The following is a 14317-nucleotide window of genomic DNA, read 5'->3' on the forward strand; positions in this document are numbered from 1 at the left end:
CCGGCGCGCTTTGCGCCAGGCCCATTGCCTCGGAACAATTGATACTCGTTAAATCCATATTGACTAGGCCACCCTGCGGTCATCGGAACTCTTGGATCGCCCGACGACGAAACGGGAAATCATCTGGCTCAACGTGTTGGCCTCGCCATTCAGTACAGCCGATGCGGCCGTCGTTTCTTCGACCATGGCAGCGTTCTGCTGCGTCGCTTGATCCATGTGGTTTACGGCTACGTTGATTTCTCTCAGGCCCGAAGCCTGCTCGCTAGTCGCGCGTGAAATCTGCTGCATCAGTGAGTCAATCGCCTTCACCTGTTCCGCGATACGATCCAATGCGCCGCCCGTCTCGGCAACCAGCGTGACACCTTGACCAACCTGTTCGTTAGAGGCCGAGATCAGCGCCTTGATTTCCCGAGCGGCCTGGGCCGAACGCTGCGCGAGTTCGCGAACCTCCTGAGCGACAACGGCAAAGCCTTTGCCAGCTTCGCCGGCGCGGGCGGCTTCGACCCCAGCATTCAGAGCGAGCAGGTTCGTCTGGAACGCGATCTCGTCGATCACGCCGATGATCTGGCTGACCTTGCCGGAACTGTCTTCGATCCCCTCCATGGCGGAAATAGCCTTGCGAACCACCTCGCTGGATCGTTCAGCCTCCGTACACGCTGTTTTAACCTTACCTGCCGCCAGCTGTGCATTTCCGGCACTTTCGTTGAGCTTTTCGGCGATTTCGCCGAGTGCTGCCGTGGTTTCCTCAAGGCTTGCTGCCTGTTGTTCCGTCCGCCTGGACAGTTCATCAGAACTGCGACTGATTTCGCGCGTACCACCGTTCAGGGTATCGACCGTAACGTTGAGGCGGATGACCGTCTCTTCAAGGCTCTGAACAGCGGAGTTGTAGTGATCACGCAACTCTTCATAGGATCCCGGGAAAGGCTCCGTGATACGGTGCGAAAGGTTGCCGTCGGCAAGCTGCTGCAGGCCCTTCCCCAGTGCAATCACAACCTTGCGCTGAGTTTCTGCAACGCCTAGACGCTCTGCTTCCGTCTGACTGCGCTGCTCTTCTGCGGCCAGACGCTGACGTTCTGCTACCTGTTCGAGGCTCCGGCCCTCGGCGAGCTTGTGGCGGAAAACATCGAGCGAAGTAGCAAGCGCACCCACTTCGTCCTTACGCTCCTGCCCGGCCACGGGCTGTTCGTAGTCACCCGCGGACAGCCGGCCAACTTCTTGCAGCAGCGTGCCTATCGGCTTCTGGATGAACAGACGAACTGCAATCAGCAGTGAGATGATGACCGCCGCCATGATTACAAGACCACCCGCGATGAGGATGAGCGTCTGCTGGTTCACGACCGAAGAAACAACCTCGACAGGGACATCCTCCACGATCATCCAGCGCGTGTTGAGACCCGGGAGATCGAAGGGAATCACAACTCTAAACACTGGCTCCTGGTCGATGCCAGTGACATTTTCAAGGATCACGGTCTCGCCGTCCAGGGCAGAGGCTTTCGCGGTCGCGTTGCCTTCGAAGTCGTAGGGCTTCATGATACTAGCCTTGTCGGGTGCCGCCAGCCAGCTGCCTTCACCAGACATGAGATAGACGCGCCCGACGCCGAAAGGTCGCTGACTTTCAAGCGATGCCGATAGGGCATCAAGGCCCACATCCACGCCGAGGACGCCCTGCAGATTTTCATTGGTGATGACCGGGTATGCGATCGTCATTAACAATATGCCGCCGGCTTCGACCTCGACATAAGGTTCCGTCGCCGCACCCGCACGCGTCTTTGCAGCAAGCGCAAAATAGCTTTTCTCTCGATCGATAACCTCTGGAAGGATTAGCTCGAAGCCACTGGCGCCACGCGTCCAATAAGGCGTGAATTCGCCGTTGACATTGGTACCGGTCGCTGCGCTCGGTTCGTGCTTCTGTCCGTCAAATCCGTTGACGTCCTCCAAAAGCCAGGAGCCGAAAACCAGATCGAATTTTTCGATCAAAGCGGGCAACATCGCGGTCACGCCAGCGCGATCAATGTCGGTGCGCTCAACGGCCGATGCCATGACCTTTACGGAACCCGCCAGGTGATTAAGCTGGGAAGCAACGCCCGCAGCCGTGGCCTTGGCATCCGTTCTCGCCTGGTCGAGAGTCATCGAGACCGTGCGCTCGCGCACCTGATAGATGACGGCGGCGAAGGTAACCACCAGACACAGCAAGATGGCCGTGGCGCTTACGCTGAGCAACTTGAATGCAAGAGTCCTGTTCATGGCCTGTCCCAGTTTCCTGTCCTTGGCTGAGCGCGAAGAAGCAATTTTCACGCGATCAGTATTTTCCGTTTGAGTTTATCTGCGCACTTATAAAAAACTGCTAATTTTCAATTCATTCGATGTAGAGTGGTCGCAACCCACGTGAAAGAATCGACCGCATCAGTTAGATCAATTCGTCTTGCTTTTCAGCGCCATCTGCGCTGTCAAAGGGTAAGGCTGAGTGTGTGAAAGGCAGCAGACCGCACACCTCTGGGACAAACACCGAGAGACGTTGACGTGCGATAAGCCTATGGAATAAAGTTAAATTTACCGTGAAGAGGATGATAAACTCCTCACTTCGAACCGAATATGGAGTGCCGTCCTTGAACGCCAAGATTGCGACGCCGCAGGCCAAAAAGACCTGGCCGTTTTACTGGATCAGCCGTGTCGATCAGCGTTATGTGCAGGTTCTCGAAAAGCGGTTGAAGCCCATGGGCATCGACGCACCACGCTGGCGTGTGCTGATGTCACTGCGCGAAGACACCTATCTCTCCGTGTCGGAAATTGCGGAGTATTCCGCCATGCGGCTCAACACGACGACAAAGGTAGTTCAGCGCCTGATTGCCGACGGGCTGGTAACCACCCGCGTCCGCCCGACGGATGCCCGCGCGACAGAGGTGAGCCTCACGCCCGAGGGTGAACGCATGGGGGCGCTGGCCCTGGTCGAAGTGCGTGACATCTTCGAACTGGCATTCCGCTCCGTCACCGACAAGGAGATGGAAGTGCTGAACACCATTCTGGAAAAGGTCTTCACCCAGTTGAAACGCATGTAGGCGAGCCATGCCTCAGACAGCCGGCTCCGCGTGAAGCTGGTGAAAGTGGCGACCGAACCAGATAAGGCTTTCTGGCTGCTCAGAGTGCAACCGGACCCCATCCACCTCGCAAGTCAGTACGGAATGCGAGCCCACCGATCGCACATCGACGATCCGGCAGTCGAAAGCGACCTCGGCATCGGTGAGAACAGGGGCTCCGGTCGCGAGCCTTACCCAATCCGCCCCGTCGAAGCGATCGCCGACGTTTTTGCTGGCGAAGCGGCGGGAGAGATCCTGATGCCGATGGCCGAGCACATTGACGGCGAGGACACCGTTCTCGACGAAGAGATCGTGACAGCGAATCCCACGATTGACGCAGACAATCAGCGTCGGCGGACTGTCGGTCACGGAGACGACTGCAGAGGCTGTCATTCCATGGCGACCCGCCACGCCATCCGACGTGAGGAGCGTCACGGCGGCACCGAGACGGCTCATGCCCTCCCGGAAGCTTAAGGCAGCGTCAGTCATTTGTGACATCGTCATTCTCTCCTCCTCGGCGCATCAGCGCCTTAAACATCCAGAACCAGTTTCGAGCTGCAGGACCGCGAACAGCAGGCGCAGATCATTGTGCCCTCCTCCCGTTCGTCGTCGGTCAGGAACTTGTCGCGATGGTCGGGCGCGCCCTCCAGGACGTCGGTGACACAGGTGCCGCAGACACCCTCCTCGCATTTGACCTCGACCTTGACGCCCGCCCGGGCCAGCGCCTTCGCAATCGTGTCCGTCGGGCCGACCGTCACTGTGATCCCCGAACGGCGGGCCTCCACCTCGAAGCCTTCTCCTGATGTGTCGACATCGGCGGAGAAATACTCGCGATGGACATTGGACGGCAAATGACCGGCGGCTTCAGCGCCCGAGATGACCCAGTCCATGAAGCCCTGCGGCCCGCAGACATAGAGATGCGTCGTCGGCGACGGCTGAGGAAGGTCACGCACAAGATCAAGCCGCTGCTCGGCTGGCTGGTCATCGAAGTGGAAGATGACCTTGTCTGCCCAGGGAGCGTCGACAATCATGTCATGAAATGCCGTCACGGCACGCGACCGCGTGCAGTAGTGAAGCCGGAAATCCCGACCGAGCGCATGCAGCCGACGCGCCATGGCAAGCATCGGCGTTATCCCAATTCCCCCGCCGAACAGGACTGTCTTTTGGGCAGTTTCCGCGAGCGGAAAATGGTTCCGCGGACCGTCGACCTCGAAGATCACGCCGGGCAGAGCCAGCTTGTGAACGGCAGCAGAGCCGCCGCGTGTCTTCGGGTCGAGCAACACGCCGATCTCATAGAAGCCCGTTTCCGCCGGATCCGAACACAGTGAATACTGGCGCCACAGGTCGACTTTGCCGTCATTGAGCCGCAGGTCTAGATGCGCACCCGCTTCGAAATTCGGCAGAGGTGCACCGTCCGGACGTGCAAGCCGCAGGCGCAGGATGTTGCCGGGCTCTTCCCGGCGTTCGGCGATTTTCAGGGTCAAGCCTTTCGAAGTCATGTCTCACCTCACCGCATGTAAATGCCGCCATTGACGTCCCAGCAGGCGCCATTGACGAAATCAGCTGTCGGTCCGGCTAAGAGAGCAACGAGCTCCGCCACGAAGACGGGATCGCCAAGCCTGCCGACGGGGATGTTGGCGAGCGCGCCCGCCATCTTCTCCGGCGTGATCACCGAGCGCACCATCGGCGTATCCATCGGCCCCGGGGCAATCGCGTTGCAGGTCACACCGAAGGGCGCGAGGTCGCGGGCGAAAACCTTGGTCAGCGTCAGAATGGCGCCCTTGGAGGCCGCGTAATGCGCGCCGGTTGCCGTGCCGCCATTCTGTCCCGCAAGCGAGGCCAGATTGATGATCCGGCCAAAGCCGCGATCCTTGAAATGGCGACCGAAAATCTGGCTGCCGGCGAAAGTACCGCCGGCATTCGTGGCGAGCACCGCGTTGAAATCGGCAGGATCGATCTCAAGCAGCGGCTTGACCGCCGTGCGGGCAGCGTTGTTGACCAGCACCTCGACAGAGCCCCAGCGCTCGACGCACCGATCGAGCACCGCCTGGAAGTCCTCAGGCTTCGACACATCAAGGGTTGCCGTCACCGCCGTTTCGCCGGCGAGGTCGAGCTCGGAGGCAAGGCTCGCCCCCGCCTCCGCGTCCATATCGGTGATGACGACGCGGAAGCCTGCACGGTGCAGCGCCCGGGCGATCTCGGCACCGAGGCCGCGAGCGGCGCCTGTGACGACCGCTGTCTGGATCTTTTCTGGAAGAGGTGCCGCCATCAGAACAAATAGCTGAACGAGTTCAGCATCCCATCCGAATTGAGAAGACGCACCACCTTGGTGCGGATCTTGAAGCCTTCGCCCGATGCGACCAGCACATGGCGAACATTGGCAGCCCAGATGCGCTGGCGGCCGAACTTGTCTTCGACCACCTGCTCGGCGCTCGACACCGTCACGGTATCGCCCTCGACGGCGTCGATGACGAAACGGGACACGGTGCGGACAGTGCGGGCCGGCGGTGCCGACGAAATCGAGAAGCCCTGCTGAAAGCGCTGGATACGGTCGCGCCGCATCCGGTCGTTGTCATGGCAAAGGTTCAGCTGATTGTCGAAATCATCACCCTCGCCGATCGGCAGCGTGTAGAAGCCCTCCGGAATCCAGAGTGCGAGCCAGGCGTCGTAGTCCTTGCCATCCAGCAGCGCCGCCTCGGCCCAGATGAAAGCGCTGACCTTCTGCAACAGCGCCAGTTCCGTGGTTTTGACCATCATGTTCATACCGACATCATCCTCTTCCACATATGATAGGCAGCGCGCATGCCGGTCTCGGCGCTGATATGGCCGCGCGGACCGAGGTCGCCGGGTTGCTCGTCGACAAGGCCGCGGTTGACGAGGATAGGCAGGTCCTCGCCGCCCTTCGTGCCGCGCTGGACGCGCTCCCAGACTTCCGCATCGTCAGGCGATCCGAAGCCCATGGGACCCTGGAAGTGCTCATGCAGACGAAGCCTGACACGGTTGGCCGCCGCCGGCCCGCCATCCATACCAAGCGCGATATGGCGGATGTCGGTACGCTCGACATTGACGGGGTTGAGCACGCGGAAGAAGGCGAGCGAGAGAGAGACGTTGGGGAAGAGATTGAGATTGAACCCTGCACCACCAACGGCACGCACGATCTTCAGCACCTGGTCTTCCGGATACCCGTATTCGCGCAGTTCATGCACGAGCGGCATGAACCGTTCCTCGATCGGATCATCGAGATGCTCGTCGAGATCGATGCGCTCGGGGATCATCACCATCACGGAATGGCCATTGCCGAGATCCTCGACATAGCCCTTGCCCGTATCGAGGAACTTGAAAGCTTCTTCCGCATCGCCGTCGAGCGACTGCATGAAGCTCTTGTGCACGACCGGGAAATGATAGGCATCGGTCGTGTTTTCGAGCTGGATCTTCCAGTTCATAGGTACCGTGAACTGGTGTTCTCCCAGCACCTTGACCGGGAAACCACCACCCTGCTTCATGAACAGATCGATGTAGCGACATACGCCCGGACCAAGGAAGTCGACCAGCGGCTCGATCTCGTCATTGAAGGTGGCAAAGATCATGCCGGCGTAGCTCTCGGTCCGGAGCGTCTTCAGGCCATGGGCGCTCTTGTCGAAATCCGCACCATATTGCTCGGGATAAGGCAGGCCGCGAAGTGACCCGTCGAGCCCGTAGCCCCAACCGTGATAGGGGCACTGGAAGGACGAGGTCTTGCCCTTCTTGACCTCGCAGACAGTTGCGGCACGGTGCCGGCACCTGTTTACGAGGACATTGATCTCGCCCTTGCGATCACGCACCACGATGACGGGCTCTAGCCCGACATTCGAGAGCTTGAACGAACCCTTGTCGGCAAGTTCGCTGTCATGAGCGACCCAGACCCAGGTGCGCTTGAAGATGCGCTCCATCTCTTGGCCGAAGAGGTCGGTATCCTCGTACATCGCGGTCGCGACTTTCGCTTCGGTCGAGTAAAGCGCGTCGAGATCGCTGAATTTTTCTGCTGCATCCAACATGACAGCTCCTATCCGTTCTCAGAGTTCGGGGATGGTGAGTGCGCGGCCCATCCGGGCCTCGACACGCATGTATTTCCAGAGCCGATGATCCTCCTCATCGACCACGATCGTGCGCAGAAGGTTGCAGGCCGCGATCACCGACTGCCGGTCGGGGAAATCGCAGAGCATGTACCAGGTCCAGGGAAAGGCAGGCGATGTGCCGACCTGGGTCTGGTCGTCATCGAGCGTGCCGAGCACGGTGACGCCCTCGAGTTTGGCAACGCCGGACATGAAGGCCTGCGTCGCTTTCCAGACGCCACCGATCTGGCCGAAGGGCAGATCGAAGAAGGCAGGCTGGACGGCCAGGCATAGAAGGGTGCGGATGGGTGTTGGTTCAGACATCGGATGTTCCTTTGCAATCTCTCAAAATCAAGGGTAGCCGGGCGGCGTCTGCTGTTCGAAGAGCGCAGCACCAGCCGCCTGCCAGCTCCCGGCATTGATGAAGGCATGCTGGGCAACACAGGCCGCATCGACCATGGCGCGGCCGAGCGGATGGCCTGCTGTCATGGCATCAGACCCACCGAGCACGAAGGCGATGCGGGCGGCTTCCGCGCCGTCCTGAGCCGCTTTCGACGCGGCGTGGCGCAGACGGATATGGGTCTGCCGATCAATCTCGCCCTGGGTTTCCATCTGCCGCCAACCGGTTTCGATGGCGTCGTAAAAGGCGGATCGCGCACCGGCGAGCAGGCCTTCAGCACGGGCAAAATCAATCTGCACATAAGCGCGCGCCGCAGGGCTTGGCGCACCGGTGATCGAGGTTCGGGCCAGCGCATCGCTCCGGACCCAGTCGAGGGCCGAGCGCGCCGCACCGAGCGCCACCACGGCCAGCACCTGGGCGGCAAGCGCCATGGCCGGATACCGGAAGATGGCGTCATCCATCTGCGGCTTGCCACCGCGGATGAAGGTCCAATCCTCGGGCACGAGCACGCGGTCCGCCACGATATCATGGCTCCCTGTGGCTCTGAGGCCAATCGTGTTCCAGGTTTCGTCGACCGTGACCTTGTCGCGCGGCATGATGGCGGTGCGTGGCAGCGGGCTTGCCTCGCCTTCGATCTTGATGCCGGCGCCGACGATGGAAGCCCCCATCACACCGGAACCCCAGGGCCAGCGACCGCTGACCTCGAAGCCATCACCGACGCGTCGGGCCGCTTGCGGCGGAAACATCGCACCGGCAAAGACCGTGTTCGGATCGGTCCCGTAGATCTTGGCGTAGGTTTCTGGCGGCAGGGATGCCAGATAGGTGGCCGAGACGCCGAAGCTCGCGACCCAGCCAGCAGACGCATCTGCCGTCGCGATCTCTTCGACCAGCCGACAGAAGGCCTGCGGGGTCAAACCATCGCCACCGAAACGCTTCGGCACGAAGGCGCGATAAACGCCCACATCCTGAAACCGGCGCACGATATCGATAGGGATATGGCGCAGGTCCTGGAACTCCTGCCGCCTGAGCCTGATCTCGGCCTTCAGGGCCTCCAGCGCGTCGGCTGGCGCTATGCTGCTATGGGAATTCATGCTTCTCCCCTCAAGTCTGAGAACATCGGGTGGTGATCGCAAAGCCAGCGGGCGACGGCACAGAGCCGTTCATCCGCACCCTTGCGCGCAATGAGCTGGATGCCGGACGGCAGACCGGTCGAGGTGGCAGCCGGCAGAACGATGGCCGGGTGACCGGACAGATTGAACGGTCGCAGATAACGGGTCAGCGGCAGGACCTTTGCAGGATCGGACGCCTCCGACAGAAGCGGCGGCGCCTGCGGCAAAGCCGGCGTGACGATGACGTGGAACTCAGACAGGCAGTCGTCGACGGACTGCGTAAACGCGCTTCGAATGTCCTGCGCCGCCGCGAGAACAGCATCGCTGATGGCACGCGCGCCTTCCAACCGAAGCCGGACATCCATTCCGAACGGCGCCGCCGCTTCGAGACGCGACAGGTTCGCATCAAGCGTTTCACGGGCGATGATCGCCATGCCGGCCCGGAAAGCATCATCCAGATCCGGCAAATGGACGGCCTGTGTTACAATTCCGGTCGAAGAGAGAGCCAGATGTGGCTCCAGCATCTCCGGAACATTGGCCTCATCACTCGCGAGCCAGCCAAGACGCGGGGCGCTCGTCAGCGTTTCGGTCCGATAATCAGGCGCGATGATCGCCATGGCGCGGTCGATCATGTCCATGGTTCGTGCCAAGGGGCCGATGCAATCGAGCGAACTTGCCGCCGGCAGCGCGCCACGACGATCGACGCGTCCGAAGGTGGGCTTAAGCCCGATCACACCACAGCAGATGGCAGGCTGGCGCACCGAACCGCCGGTATCCGTCCCAATGGCGAAATCAACAGAGCCCGCGGCCACAGCAACGGCAGAGCCCGACGACGAACCGCCGGGAATACGCTCAGGCCAGCGCGGATTGACGGGCGTGCCCTCATAGGCATTTACGCCGGTCATGCCGTAGGCGATTTCATGCAAACGGGTCTTGCCGACGATGCGGCATCCCGCGTCGAGCAGCCGATCGACGACGGCGGAATTGGTCAGGGCCGGCGCGGCATCCGCGTAGGCCGCAGATCCGCAGCGTGTCACGTGGCCCGCCACATCCAGACAGTCCTTGATCGCGACCGTCGGGCCGCCATCGGCGCCGAGTGCCAGCATGCTGGCAAAAGCCGTTTCGGCAGCGCTCCTGTCTTGTCCATCCCGGTTGATCATTGTCACGTTCCCTTTTACGTGAAAATTACTGCAATAAGGCATTCTGTCAATCCGATATTCAATCGGATATGAAATTTTATTTTTTTAGATCAATTACTTGGCGCAATCTCAAAGCTTCGCCCCCGGCATGAAGCCGGCCCACTTTTCAGATGGGGATGCCTGGACCCTGCCTCCTCAGCGGGCCAGGCATTCTTTTTACCACGGAGAAAGCGCAATCAGTGTTGCAGCGACTGCAATTCTGTTTTCAGCAAGAGCTTCACTCGAAAAATCAGAGGCTTAAAAGACAAACCCATTGAATTAATTATTACGTGAATATTACCGCTTGACGCCGAGATGGCCCCCGGTAGCATTTGAAGGGCGCCGGTGATGAAACAGACGGCGTCACTATTTTGACCGCACGCGCCTTCCCTGAGAAGGCTTATCGCTTGCGAAGGGGAACATTCATGACTGCCGACACCGATATCAAAGCTCTGCTGCGCCGCGTCGAGGTCCTGGAGGCGGAAGCCGACATCCGCCGCATCCAGGCCCGTTACATGTTCCTGTGTGATACGCCCAATCCGGAATTCGGCGTGGCCGACGACATGGAGCGCATCGACCGGATCATGCAGCTCTATACCGAAGATGCCGTCTGGGAAGGTGTCGGCGAGTATTACGACAATCAGTTCGGGCGTGCCGTGGGTGCAGCCGCGATCCGCAAGCATTTCGAAGGTTTTTGGGGCGGCAAGACAGACCCGGCGCTGATCCTCAACTGCCACTACCTGACGTCGGAACAGATCCACGTGCATGACGGCGGCACGACTGCCGATGGCCAATGGGTGCACATGCAGCCCTGGCTCTTCTCCGACGGCAAGGCACTTCTGCGGTCCTCGCGGCTCAACAACACTTTCCGCAAGGAGCCGGATGGCACCTGGAAGATCACCCGCACACGGACTGAAAACGTCTTCGTCGCACCGCTCCCGGCCACCTGGGCGTCCGACTATCCTTCGAAATCGGCGCTGATGCAGCCGTAATATTTGGGGCCGCGCCGGGATGAAGCGGCGGGTGCCCAGAGGCGAGCTATGCCTTCAGTGACGTGCCGCCCTGATCATATCCGCAGCCTTCTCCGCAATCATGATGGTCGGCGCATTGGTATTCCCGGAGGGGACCGAAGGCATGATTGAGGCATCGGCCACCCGCAACCCCTTGACGCCATAGACACGCAATTCCGGATCCACCACGCAATTGGAGCTGACGCCCATGGCGCATGTGCCCACTTGGTGGTGATAGCTCCCAACAGCAGAGCGGGCATAGTCAGCCAGGCTGGCATCGTCCTCACGGGTCGGCCCTGGATAGACTTCCTGCCTGACCCAGCTCTTCAGCGCCGGCTGAGCAACGATCTCACGGATCTGCCGCATTGAAGTAATCAGCGTACGCACATCGTATTCCGTCGCCAGAAGGTTCGGATCGAGATGGAGTGGATCGTTGACATCGGTTCCCGTCAGCCGCAGTTCTCCACGCGATGTTGGTCGGATGCCTGCGGCATGCAGGGTGAACGCGTTCATCGGCCCCTCCTGCCCGGGAGCATAGGCGGGCACAGAGAAGAAGAGCGGCTGTATGTCGGGCACGACCACGGAAGGGTGCGATTTCAGGAACGCATGAACCTGCATCGGAGGCACGGTCGGATCCGTCGGGAAGGGATAGTCGCCGTAGGATTCGAAAGTCATTGGCAAAAAGGTATGGTCGTGCAGGTTCTGTCCGACGCCCGGCAGATCCACGACAGTGTCGATGTCGAACTCCCGCAGGTGAGAAGTCGGGCCGATACCAGAGAGCATCAGGATACGCGGGCTCTCCATGGTCCCGGAGGAGAGAATTGCCTCGCGGCAGACGCCGACTTCGAAAGTCTCACTGCCCCTTCGGCATTTGACGCCCGTCACCCGACCATTCTCGATAAGGAGTCTCTCGACCCGCGTTCCGGACGCGACGGTTAGATTGCGCCGGTGTCTCACCGGATTGATGAACGCCGCTGCGGTCGAAGCACGCTCGCCGTTCAGTGTATTGAACTGGATGCGGCTGATGCCTTCAAGCGTTTTGCCGTTGTAGTCAGGGTTATAGGCAATGCCGGCATGTTGCGCTGCCTCGACCAGAGCATCCATGATAGGATGCGCTTCATAGTCCGTGGTCACGTGTAGAAGCCCTCCGGCGCCATGCCACTCGTCTGCACCGCGGTCGAAATCCTCGGACTTACGGAAATAAGGCAGCACACTGGACCAGTCCCAACCATGGCAGCCGGCATGTGCCCAGCTGTCGTAGTCCCTCGCATGGCCACGCACGTATATCATGCCGTTCATTGCCGAGGATCCACCGATCACCTTGCCGCGCGGCCAATAGATCTGCCTCCCATGGCAATGCTTTTGCGGCACCGTATGGTAACCCCAGTCATAGTCCGAAAACCAGACTTCGATTACGCGTAGCGGCGTAGAGATCATTCCGGGCGTGTCTCCATGGCCGCCTTCCAGCAAGAGAACACTGACGCGCTCGTCTTCGCTGAGGCGAGCAGCCAGGGTACAACCCGCCGAACCGCCTCCGCAAATGACATAGTCGAACTCTTGCCCCGCGACCGAGACCGGTGTGAATGCAGCATTTTGCGTCATTGCTTTGCTTCCCTTTTGACGTGTTTCATCGTACGCCCGGACGGACCGGCCGCTATGCAATGCCCGGCCAGTTTCCCAGCCGGACCGATGTTCAGAGCGTCACCGATAAGCGATGCAGACGGCTTTCGTTTCCAGGTAGTTTTCCAGAGCGCCGCGACCATGTTCGCGACCGATACCGGACTCCTTCCGGCCGCCGAAGGGCATGTTCTGGTCGGGGATGTTGTGGCTGTTGACCCAGACGGTACCGGCTTCGATCTTCGGCACATAGCGCATCATCTTGTTGATGTCGGTCGTCCAGATCGAGGCGCCCAGGCCATAACGAGTATCATTGGCCATGGCGATTGCCGCATCGGCATCATCAAACGGGGTCATGGTGATGACCGGCCCGAAGACCTCATCCTGCATGAGGGCCATGTCCTGGCGCACATCGGTAAAGAGTTCCGGCGCGACGAAGAAGCCTTGCGAAGGGGCGGTCGCCCCGATGATCGGCTTCGCTCCCTGCTCGATACCGCGCGCGATACAGGCCTTCACATGCGCCTGATGCCGGGCGGAGACGACGGGATTGATCTGGTTGCGCGGGTCGAGCCCCGAGCCGATCGCCAGGCTGCGGGTGACATTGGCGATGACTTCGAGCGCCTTCTCGTAAATGCCCTTTTGAGCATAGATGCGGACGCCGGCGCAGCAGGTCTGCCCGCTGTTGAAGAAGCTGCCGATACCGGCGGCGACACCGAGCAGGTCGAGATCCATGTCGTCGAACATGATCATCGGCGCCTTGCCACCGAGTTCCAGCGTTACCCGCTTCATGTCCTTCATCGCCTGAACGCCGATCAGCTTGCCGGTTTCCGTCGAGCCGGTGAAGGTGATCTTGGCGACCTGGGGATGCGCGACGAGCGGCGCGCCTGTGTCCTCGCCAAAGCCGGTGACGACATTTAGGACCCCCTCGGGAACACCTGCTTCAAGGCATATTTGCGCCAGGCGGATCGAGGTGAGCGGCGTCTCCTCCGCAGGCTTCAAGACCACGGTGCAGCCCGCAGCAAGCGCCGGCGCAACCTTCCACACCGCCATGTTCAAAGGGAAGTTCCAGGGGGTAATCGCAGCGACGACCCCAACGGCTTCTTTGCGGGTATATGCCTGGTAACGCATGCCGGGCGGAATCGGAATGGACACGTCCAGGGTCGATCCCTCGATCTTGGTCACCCAGCCGGCCATATAGCGGAAATACTCCGCAGAGGACTGAACCTCGATCAGACGCGATAGCATGATCGATTTGCCCTGGTTCAGGGTCTCGAGCTGGGCCAGCTCCTCGCCATTGGCTTCGATCAGGTCCGCAATCTTCAAAAGGATAGCCTGGCGCTGAACCGGCAGCATCTGCGACCAAGGGCCTTCGAAGGCACGCCGCGCCGCCTTGACCGCCAGGTCGACATCCTCAGCTCCGCAGGCAGGCACCTCGGCCAGCACAGAGCCATCGGCCGGATTGAAGACGGAATAGGTCTTGCCGGACAACGCCGAATGCAGCTTGCCGTCGATCAGACATTTCGGTGCAGACAGGAAAGAGGTGACATGCGTGGAAACGCTGGTCACGGCACTGTCGGGTTGGGCAATCTTCATGGTGTTTCCCTCTGGTTTTAGTTGCTGCGATGGTCTTGCCACCGCCGTGGCCGGCTCTTGAGCTCGGGCTCCGGTTGACCCCGGGCGGCAGCGGATTTGGATGAAATCCGAAGAAAGGTGGCTCGGGTGATCCTCGGCATCGTGGACGGATTGCTACATCCTGCCCGCCGTGTGAAACGTGATAAATCACGTAAAGCGGGAAACATTCTTGCAAATCTCGCAAGACTGGAGATGTGCAAACTTCC

General features: G+C 60.4%; 13 protein-coding genes. 2 read left to right on the forward strand and 11 right to left on the reverse strand.

Annotation, left to right across the window (positions count from 1 at the left end; translation table 11 throughout):
- Window positions 1-63: 63 nt before the first annotated feature.
- A complete protein-coding gene (locus tag AC02Y0_RS24835; RefSeq protein ID WP_476384556.1) occupies window positions 64-2244 on the reverse strand; it encodes a methyl-accepting chemotaxis protein in 2181 nt (726 codons plus the stop codon).
- Window positions 2245-2606: 362 nt separating this feature from the next.
- On the opposite strand from AC02Y0_RS24835, the gene AC02Y0_RS24840 reads away from it, so the two are divergent.
- Entirely contained in the window at window positions 2607-3056 is a 450-nt protein-coding gene (locus AC02Y0_RS24840; RefSeq protein WP_476384557.1) for a MarR family winged helix-turn-helix transcriptional regulator, read from the forward strand.
- Window positions 3057-3068: 12 nt separating this feature from the next.
- Here the strand turns inward: AC02Y0_RS24840 and AC02Y0_RS24845 are convergent, their stop codons facing one another.
- The 8 genes from AC02Y0_RS24845 to AC02Y0_RS24880 are packed head-to-tail and all read right to left on the reverse strand — an operon-like array spanning window position 3069 to window position 9834.
- Window positions 3069-3578, reverse strand: a complete 510-nt coding sequence (locus AC02Y0_RS24845; protein ID WP_476384558.1) for a flavin reductase family protein — start codon at window positions 3576-3578, stop codon at window positions 3069-3071.
- Window positions 3579-3604: 26 nt separating this feature from the next.
- A complete protein-coding gene (locus AC02Y0_RS24850) occupies window positions 3605-4573 on the reverse strand; it encodes a PDR/VanB family oxidoreductase (protein WP_476384559.1) in 969 nt (322 codons plus the stop codon).
- An 8-nt stretch (window positions 4574-4581) separates the two neighbouring features.
- Window positions 4582-5343 (reverse strand): SDR family NAD(P)-dependent oxidoreductase, encoded by a 762-nt coding sequence (locus AC02Y0_RS24855; protein ID WP_476384560.1) that lies wholly within the window; start codon window positions 5341-5343, stop codon window positions 4582-4584.
- A complete protein-coding gene (locus AC02Y0_RS24860; RefSeq protein WP_476384561.1) occupies window positions 5343-5837 on the reverse strand; it encodes an aromatic-ring-hydroxylating dioxygenase subunit beta in 495 nt (164 codons plus the stop codon). Before AC02Y0_RS24860 ends, AC02Y0_RS24855 begins: the two co-directional genes overlap by 1 nt.
- Complete coding sequence (locus AC02Y0_RS24865; RefSeq protein WP_476384562.1) at window positions 5834-7108, reverse strand: aromatic ring-hydroxylating oxygenase subunit alpha; 1275 nt, start codon at window positions 7106-7108, stop codon at window positions 5834-5836. The genes AC02Y0_RS24860 and AC02Y0_RS24865 overlap by 4 nt, the downstream gene beginning before the upstream one ends.
- 18 nt (window positions 7109-7126) lie before the next feature.
- Complete coding sequence (locus AC02Y0_RS24870) at window positions 7127-7489, reverse strand: hypothetical protein (protein ID WP_476384563.1); 363 nt, start codon at window positions 7487-7489, stop codon at window positions 7127-7129.
- Window positions 7490-7516: 27 nt separating this feature from the next.
- Window positions 7517-8656: an acyl-CoA dehydrogenase family protein gene (locus AC02Y0_RS24875; RefSeq protein ID WP_476384564.1), complete on the reverse strand. Its 1140-nt coding sequence runs from the start codon at window positions 8654-8656 to the stop codon at window positions 7517-7519.
- Window positions 8653-9834, reverse strand: coding sequence for an amidase (locus AC02Y0_RS24880; RefSeq protein WP_476384565.1), 1182 nt, complete (start codon window positions 9832-9834; stop codon window positions 8653-8655). The genes AC02Y0_RS24875 and AC02Y0_RS24880 overlap by 4 nt, the downstream gene beginning before the upstream one ends.
- A gap of 443 nt (window positions 9835-10277) precedes the next feature.
- On the opposite strand from AC02Y0_RS24880, the gene AC02Y0_RS24885 reads away from it, so the two are divergent.
- Entirely contained in the window at window positions 10278-10844 is a 567-nt protein-coding gene (locus AC02Y0_RS24885; RefSeq protein ID WP_476384566.1) for a nuclear transport factor 2 family protein, read from the forward strand.
- A gap of 54 nt (window positions 10845-10898) precedes the next feature.
- Here the strand turns inward: AC02Y0_RS24885 and AC02Y0_RS24890 are convergent, their stop codons facing one another.
- Both AC02Y0_RS24890 and AC02Y0_RS24895 read right to left on the reverse strand, forming a co-directional pair.
- Window positions 10899-12464, reverse strand: a complete 1566-nt coding sequence (locus AC02Y0_RS24890; RefSeq protein ID WP_476384568.1) for a GMC family oxidoreductase — start codon at window positions 12462-12464, stop codon at window positions 10899-10901.
- 99 nt (window positions 12465-12563) lie between these two features.
- Window positions 12564-14072, reverse strand: a complete 1509-nt coding sequence (locus AC02Y0_RS24895; protein ID WP_476384570.1) for an aldehyde dehydrogenase family protein — start codon at window positions 14070-14072, stop codon at window positions 12564-12566.
- Between the last annotated feature and the right edge of the window lie 245 nt (window positions 14073-14317).

This window comes from Allorhizobium sp. nf9_anc (assembly GCF_056323085.1).